Here is a 7,377-nt window from a genome sequence, read left to right as displayed (position 1 = left end):
GCGTCACATGGGCCAGCGCATGGGCGGGCTCGAGCGCGGGGATGATGCCCTCGGTGCGGGCACAGAGCTGGAAGGCGTCGAGCGCCTGCTGGTCGGTCGCCGAGACATAGTTCACGCGGCCCGAATCATGCAGCCAGGCATGTTCCGGACCGATGCCCGGATAATCCAGGCCGGCCGAGATCGAATGGGCGTCGATGATCTGCCCGTCTTCGGTCTGCAGCAGATAGGTGCGGTTGCCATGGAGCACGCCGGGCTCGCCGCCATTGAGCGAGGCGGCATGCTTGCCGGTCTCGATGCCGAGGCCGGCCGCCTCGACGCCGTCCATCTTCACGGTCGGATCGTCGAGGAAGGGATGGAACAGCCCCATCGCGTTGGAGCCGCCCCCGATGCAGGCCACCAAACTGTCCGGTAACCGTCCCTCGGCCTTCTGCATCTGCTCGCGCACTTCGCGGCCGATGATCGACTGGAAGTCGCGCACCATCGCCGGATAGGGATGCGGGCCCGCCACCGTGCCGATGATGTAGAAAGTGTTCTCGACATTGGCGACCCAGTCGCGCAAGGCGTCGTTCATCGCGTCCTTCAAGGTCGCGGTGCCGCTCTTGACCGGCTTTACCTCCGCACCCAGCAGGCGCATGCGGAACACGTTGGGCTTCTGCCGTGCGATGTCGGTCTCGCCCATATAGACGGTGCAGGGGAGATTGAAGAGCGCGGCCACCGTCGCGGTCGCCACGCCATGCTGGCCCGCACCCGTCTCGGCGATGATGCGGGTCTTGCCCATGCGCTTGGCCAGCAGGATCTGGCCCATGCAGTTGTTGATCTTGTGCGCGCCAGTATGGTTGAGCTCGTCGCGCTTGAAATAGATCTTGGCGCCGCCGAAATGGCGCGTCAGCCGCTCGGCAAAATAGAGCGGGCTCGGCCGTCCGACATAATGCTCGAGGTAATAGGCGAGCTCGGCAGCGAAGCTCGGATCGCGCTTGGCCGTCTCATAGGCCTTCTCCAGCGCCAGGATGAGCGGCATCAGGGTCTCGGCGACATAGCGTCCGCCATAGATGCCGAAATGGCCGTGCTCGTCGGGGCCGGCGCGATAGGTATTGAGACTGGTCAAAGCGGTCCTTGCGGGTTCGGGGCGTGTGCCGGCCCAGGCTCCGGGCCAAGCGCGGCAATGAACCATAAGCCGGCCCCTGCGGTCAAAACAATGCGCGGGGCGCCTCGGAAACTAAAAAGACGCGCCGGATCAGTAGTTTGAAATCTCTTCACCGCCTCCTTGAGGAAGAGGCCTGCTGCTGTTTCCTGTCATGCCCGGACTTGATCCGGGCATCCAGTCTTGCCGGCCCTGGATCGCCGGGTCGAGCCTGGCGATGACAGCAGAAAAACGTCGAGAGGAGCAAGAATCACAGCGTCTTGGCCAGCGCCAGCAGCGCCTTGATCTTGGCGGGGTTCTTGAGGCCGGGGCGGTCCTCGACGCCGGAGGCGAGGTCGACGCGCCGGGCGCCGGAGATCGCGACCGCCTCGGCGAGGTTGTCGGGACCGAGGCCGCCGGAAAGCATCCAGGGCTTACTCCAGTCATGGCCCTGCAGCAGCCGCCAGTCGAAGGAGATGGCATTGCCGCCCGGCAACGCATCCTTCATCGAAGACGGCGGCTTGGCGTCGAACAGCAGCCGGTCGGCGACCGCCAGATAGGCATCGGCGACCGCCAGATCCTCGGCGCGCGCGACCGGGATCGCCTTCATCACGGGCTTGCGGAACCGCGCGCGGATCGCGGCGACGCGCGTCGGGTCCTCCGAGCCATGGAGCTGCAGCATGTCGAGCGGCACGGCGGCCAGCAGCGTCGCGATCGCCTCATTGTCGAGATCGACGATGAGACCGACGCGCTTGACCGAGGCCGGCACGGTGCGCGCGAGAGCGGCCGCCGCGTCATGCGTCAGGAAGCGCGGGCTCTTGCGATAGAAGTTGAATCCGACCAGCCCGACGCCGCCCTCGACCGCCGCCGCCAGCGCCTCGGCACTGTTGATGCCGCAAATCTTGACCTCGATCGCCATGATGCTCCTCGGGCGGAAACGCGAAATCTCTTGTCAGACGGTCAGCGATCCGCGCGAACGGCCTTTGAGAATGGATTGGAAGGCGAACGCGAAGATGCCGGCCGAGACCGCGATGTACAGGAAATTCAAAACCAGAAAGATGAACTGGCTGGCATAGGGGGCGGCCGCGAAGAGTCCGAGATGGTCGATCACGATTCCCAGCAACACCAGCAGCAGAAGGCAAGGCAACGCCACCAGAATCTGGGTGGCGAGGAGCCGCGCCGCAAGCCGCCCGCGCAGGCCCAAGGCCTCGCGCAGCCCGAAGGGATGATCGAGGGCGGCTGCGGGCAGCAGCAATGTCAGCCGCACCATCACGAACAGATAGATCACCGCCAGGATCAGCGCGGCGATGCGGGTGATGGCGGACTGGCCGAAGATCGCCAGCACGAAGAAGAACGCCAGCATGCCGGCGAAGGCCGGAATCAGCACGATCGCCGCCGCCCGCAGCAGATAGCGGGTCTCGCGAACGCCCCATTGCAATCCGAATCCGGCGACGGCATTGCGTCCCAGCAGCAGGCTCCGGGTCCAGTTGACGCCGAACAGCGTGCTGAAGACGAGATAGGCGAGATAGGTCAGGAATGCCGCCAGCATGGTCTGACTCGAGGGTGGCGTCGCCCCGGTCGGATCGATGTCGATCCTCAATCCGCTCCAGACCAGCAGCAGCTCGGCAATGAACATGCCGATCGCCGGCAGGATCGCGAGGCGCAGGAACAGATCGGTGTCGCGCAGCCCGAGGACGCTGTCGCGAATCAACAGCGCCGGGTTCAGATCGGGTCCATCGCGGCGGTTTGGACTGTTGCCCAGGGGGCCATGGGTCACGCCCCGGCTCCCTTGTCGAAACCCTTGGCGATTTCCTGCGCGATCGAGCGCGCGGCCGCACGCGGATCGGGGGCACCGGTGATGGGCCGTCCGACCACGAGATAATCGGCACCCTGACGGATCGCATCCGCCGGTCCCATGATCCGCTTCTGGTCCTGCGCGGCCGACCAGGTCGGGCGGATGCCCGGCACCACCAGCTTGAAGTCGGGGCCGCATTCGGCACGCAAGCTTGCGACCTCGCGCGCCGAGCAGACCACGCCGTCGAGGCCCGATTTTTGCGCCAGCACCGCCAGGCGTTTGACTTGGTCGGCGGTCGAGCCATGCTGGCCCACCGCCGAGAGATCGTCGTCGCTGAGGCTGGTGAGCACGGTCACCGCCAGCAGCAGCGGCTTGGGCTTGCGCGCCTTGGCCGCACCTTCTGCCGCAGCCGTGGCCGCCGCCTCCATCATGGCGCGTCCGCCCGAGGCATGGACGTTGAGCATGAAGGGCCCCAGCGCCGCCGCCGCGCGAACCGCGCCCGCGACCGTGTTGGGAATGTCATGGAATTTCAGATCGAGGAACAGCTTCGCGCCGGCCGCCAGAATCTTGGCGACGCCCTGCGGACCGTGGGCCGAAAAGAATTCGAGCCCGAGCTTGAGGCCGCCGCAGGATCCCGCCAGCGAACGGGCCAGCCTGACGGCGCCGTCGAGCTCAGCGGTATCGATCGCGACCAGAAGACGATCCTGCGACATCATCGATCCTCATTCTTCAATCAGGGCCCCGCTTTTACCCCGCGGGAGGTGGCGCTGTCATGACCGCGCGGGTGGGAGAGGTCGGCGCTGAGCGGATGGCAGCCCGGCATCCCGGGCGTAGCGCCTGTCAGGGCGAGGGCAGGGGCGGTCGCGGGCTCTGGGTAGCCAGCGCCGTGCCGGTCGTGCCGGACGCCGCGGTGGGCCCCTGGCGCTTCTTCAGATCGGCGATCTCGGCCGCCTGATGGCGTGTCTCCTGCCGCAGCCGCCGCGCCTGCTTCCGGACGCGCCCGCCGGCGACCCAGGCGACCAGGCCGCCCAGGAGGAATCCCAGCAGCAGGCTGCCCAGCACCACCAGATAGATCGGAAGATCGATGGTGGCATCGAACGGCCAAAGGGTCAGCCCGATCGGACCCCGGTTCGACAGGGCGAAGATCAGGATCACCAGCGTGACCGGCAAGGTGATGATAAAAGAAAGTCGTTTCACGGTGTTATCGCCAATCCGTGGCGCCACCTTCGCGGTTTTCGAGAGGTTCTCCCGGAAATCCCGCTCAGGATCAGGCCCGCTTCATGCGCCGACGAGGCCCGAGGTCCGGAAGGCCGGCTCAGATCACTCGCCCTTGCCGTTGAGCCGTTCGCGCAACTGCTTGCCGGTCTTGAAGAAAGGAATGACCTTGCGGGCCACCGACACGGTATCGCCCGTGCGCGGATTGCGGCCGACCCGGGCTTCACGCTGCTTGACCGAAAAGGCCCCGAAGCCGCGCAATTCCACACGATCGCCGCGCGACAACGCGGTCGTAATCTCTTCGAAGATGGCACCCACGATGCGCTCGACATCGCGGTGATAAAGATGCGGGTTCATCTGCCCGATCTTCAGGATCAATTCTGATTTGGTCATGGCCTTATGCTTCCCCTGGCATTGGCCTCGCGTCCGACCCGCCCCTGCGAGATTTGGCCCACCGTCGGGGGACAAATCGAGCGTGCCAAAACAGGGCGATGCCCGTCAAGGCTAAGTCGCTTGGATTTCTTCTATTTTTCGTACTTTTGTCGATTTCGGGGAAATTGGGACAGCAATCGGGATCGTCAGGCTGTCCCTATCCTCAGGGGAAACCCCGAGCCGGGCCGGGCGATGTCCCAGTACAATGCCGGGGTCGGGGTGGCCGTTGGCGCCCCGGGCCTCCTTCAGGCATGAAAAAGGCCCGGATTTCCGCCAGATGGCGGGAATCCGGGCCTCTGAAACAGCCAGTCGGCCCGGCTTCGAACCCTGGATCCAGGGTCCGAAGCCGAAAGCCAGGGCTTACTCGTCCTTCTTGGTCTTCCGGGTGCGCTCGGCATTGGCCTTGTTGATCGCGGCACCCAGGATGTCGCCCAGCGACGCGCCGGAGTCCGAGGAGCCGTAGTCGGCCAGCGCCTGCTTGTCTTCCTCGACCTCGCGCGCCTTGATCGACAGCGAGATCTTGCGGCTCTTGAGGTCGACCGAGGTGACCTTCGCATCGACCTTCTCGCCGACGGCGAAACGGTCGGCGCGCTGCTCGCTGCGCTCGCGCGCCAGGTCCGACTTGCGGATGAAGGCCGAGAGGCCGTCGCCGACCGAAACCTCGAGGCCGTTTTCCTGGACCGCGGTGACGGTGCAGGTGACGACGTCGCCCTTGTTGATGCTGGAGGCGGCGGTTGCGAAATTATCCGAGCCGAGCTGCTTGATGCCGAGCGAGATGCGCTCCTTCTCGACGTCCACGTCGAGCAGCTTCACCTTCACCATGTCGCCCTTCTTGAAGGCCTTGATGGCCTCTTCGCCGGGCTGGTTCCAGTCGAGGTCGGAGAGATGCACCATGCCGTCGATATCGCCCGGCAGGCCGACGAACAGACCGAACTCGGTGATGTTCTTAACTTCGCCTTCGAGCTCCGAGCCGACCGGATGCTTGTCGAGGAAGGTCGACCACGGATTCTCGAGGCACTGCTTGAGGCCCAGGCTGATGCGGCGCTTCTGCGGATCGACATCGAGCACCATCACTTCGACTTCCTGCGAGGTCGAGAGGATCTTGCCCGGATGCACGTTCTTCTTGGTCCAGCTCATCTCGGAGACATGGACCAGGCCTTCGATGCCAGGCTCGAGCTCGACGAACGCGCCATAGTCGGTGATGTTCGAGACGCGGCCCTTGAACTTGGTGCCGACCGGATATTTGGTCGCCACGTTCTCCCAGGGATCCGCCTCGAGCTGCTTCATGCCGAGCGAGATGCGCTGGGTCTCGGGATTGAAGCGCACGACCTGGACCTGCACGGTCTGGCCGATATGGAGCGCCTCGGAGGGATGATTGATGCGCTTCCAGGCGATGTCGGTCACATGCAGCAGACCATCGACGCCGCCCAGATCGACGAAGGCGCCGTAGTCGGTGATGTTCTTGACCACGCCCTGCAGCACCTGGCCTTCCTTGAGGCTGGCGACCAGCTCGGAACGGGCTTCGGCGCGGCTCTCCTCGAGCACGGCGCGGCGCGACACGACGATGTTGCCGCGCGAGCGATCCATCTTGAGGATCAGGAAGGGCTGCGGCGAGCCCATCAGCGGACCGGCATCGCGCACGGGACGGATATCGACCTGGCTGCCCGGCAGGAAGGCCACGGCGCCCGAGAGATCGACGGTGAAGCCGCCCTTGACGCGACCGAAGATCACGCCGGTGACGCGCTGGTTTTCCTTGAAGGACTTCTCGAGGAGCTGCCACGCTTCTTCGCGGCGCGCTTTCTCACGGCTCAGCATCGCCTCGCCGTTCTTGTCTTCCATGCGCTCGAGATAGACTTCGACCTCGTCGCCGATCTTGATATCGAGGCGCGCGCCGGCGCTGGTGAATTCCTTCAGCGGCACGCGGCCTTCGGACTTCAGACCGACATCGATCAGCGCGACGTCGTTCTCGATGCCCACGACGCGGCCCTTGAGGACGCTGCCCTCGAGGCCGGCGCCGCGCCCGAGCGATTCGTCGAGCAGAGCGGCAAAATTTTCCTTTGGCATTGTTTCGCCAGCGGTGGCTGTACGAGCCATGGTGTTCGGTATCCTTTCGTCTTTCGCTATCCCGGCCAGCCGGTTGGTTCCGGCGGTCTTGGCAACGAACTGGGTTGTGCCGCGAAACGCCCTCGGCTCGGCCGCGAGGAGGGCATCGGACGGCGGGTTACAACGATGGAGTTCCGCCGAGGAACGGATCAGTCGAGGCGAGACCCGATGAAGGTCAGCGCAGCGGCAAGGGCGCCGTCTGCGTCAAGCTTGGTCGTGTCGATCTCGAAAGCGTCCGGCGCCTTGGCCATCGGCGCCACTGAACGGCTGCGATCCTGCTGGTCACGCCGTTCCATGTCCTCCAGAACGCGCGCATATATAATGGCTTCGCCCCGATCCAGCAACTCTTTATGGCGCCGTTTGGCGCGGGTTTCGAGGCTGGCGTTCACGAAAAGTTTCACTGGGGCGCCGGGGCAGATCACGGTGCCGATATCCCGCCCGTCGATGACCGCCCCCGGGGCCGGGCGGCCCTGCTCGTCGGTCGGGGCGGCCGCGAAGCGGCGTTGCAGGTCCAGGAGGGCCTGCCGGACCCCCGGGATCTTGGCGACCGCCGAGGCCGCCCGGCTGGTGGCTTCGCTGCGCAGCTCGGGATCCGGGGTCAGGTCGGCCGAGGTCAGGGATTGGGCGGCGGCGACGGCCGCGGCCTCGTCGGCGGGGTCCTGGCCTGCGCGCAGCAGCCGCAGGCCCACCGCGCGGTAGAGCAGCCCGGTAT

At 65.5% G+C, this 7,377-nt stretch carries 8 protein-coding genes; all 8 read right to left on the bottom strand.

Going from position 1 to position 7,377, the window contains the following annotated elements:
* Positions 1-1,105, bottom strand: a 1,105-nt coding sequence (trpB, locus tag ACREE8_RS26150) for a tryptophan synthase subunit beta (protein ID WP_431575962.1), incomplete at its 3' end; no start/stop codon positions are given.
* A gap of 286 nt (positions 1,106-1,391) precedes the next feature.
* Positions 1,392-2,039: a phosphoribosylanthranilate isomerase gene (locus tag ACREE8_RS26145; protein WP_431575961.1), complete on the bottom strand. Its 648-nt coding sequence runs from the start codon at positions 2,037-2,039 to the stop codon at positions 1,392-1,394.
* Positions 2,040-2,072: 33 nt separating this feature from the next.
* On the bottom strand, positions 2,073-2,897 hold the full coding sequence (locus ACREE8_RS26140; protein WP_431575960.1) for a hypothetical protein: 825 nt from the start codon (positions 2,895-2,897) through the stop codon (positions 2,073-2,075).
* A complete protein-coding gene (gene pyrF, locus ACREE8_RS26135) occupies positions 2,894-3,631 on the bottom strand; it encodes an orotidine-5'-phosphate decarboxylase (protein ID WP_431575959.1) in 738 nt (245 codons plus the stop codon). The genes ACREE8_RS26140 and pyrF overlap by 4 nt, the downstream gene beginning before the upstream one ends.
* Positions 3,632-3,755: 124 nt before the next feature.
* Positions 3,756-4,112: a lipopolysaccharide assembly protein LapA domain-containing protein gene (locus ACREE8_RS26130; protein ID WP_431575958.1), complete on the bottom strand. Its 357-nt coding sequence runs from the start codon at positions 4,110-4,112 to the stop codon at positions 3,756-3,758.
* A gap of 123 nt (positions 4,113-4,235) precedes the next feature.
* Complete coding sequence (locus ACREE8_RS26125) at positions 4,236-4,523, bottom strand: integration host factor subunit beta (protein ID WP_151175402.1); 288 nt, start codon at positions 4,521-4,523, stop codon at positions 4,236-4,238.
* Positions 4,524-4,922: 399 nt separating this feature from the next.
* Positions 4,923-6,656, bottom strand: coding sequence for a 30S ribosomal protein S1 (gene rpsA / locus ACREE8_RS26120; RefSeq protein WP_431575957.1), 1,734 nt, complete (start codon positions 6,654-6,656; stop codon positions 4,923-4,925).
* Positions 6,657-6,814: 158 nt separating this feature from the next.
* Positions 6,815-7,377 (bottom strand): (d)CMP kinase (locus ACREE8_RS26115; protein WP_431575956.1); only part of this gene is annotated, 563 nt, incomplete at its 5' end.

Source organism: Hypericibacter sp. (genome assembly GCF_050729195.1).
GTDB lineage: Bacteria > Pseudomonadota > Alphaproteobacteria > Dongiales > Dongiaceae > Hypericibacter.
Note: the sequence above shows the minus strand (reverse complement) of the source record. Positions and strands in the feature narration are given on the sequence as shown.

Coding starts and splice junctions, on each gene's coding strand:
- rpsA (WP_431575957.1), bottom strand. CDS start 6,656: ATGGCTCGTACAGCCACCGCTGGCGAAACAATGCCAAAGGAAAATTTT.
- ACREE8_RS26125 (WP_151175402.1), bottom strand. CDS start 4,523: ATGACCAAATCAGAATTGATCCTGAAGATCGGGCAGATGAACCCGCAT.
- pyrF (WP_431575959.1), bottom strand. CDS start 3,631: ATGATGTCGCAGGATCGTCTTCTGGTCGCGATCGATACCGCTGAGCTC.
- ACREE8_RS26145 (WP_431575961.1), bottom strand. CDS start 2,039: ATGGCGATCGAGGTCAAGATTTGCGGCATCAACAGTGCCGAGGCGCTG.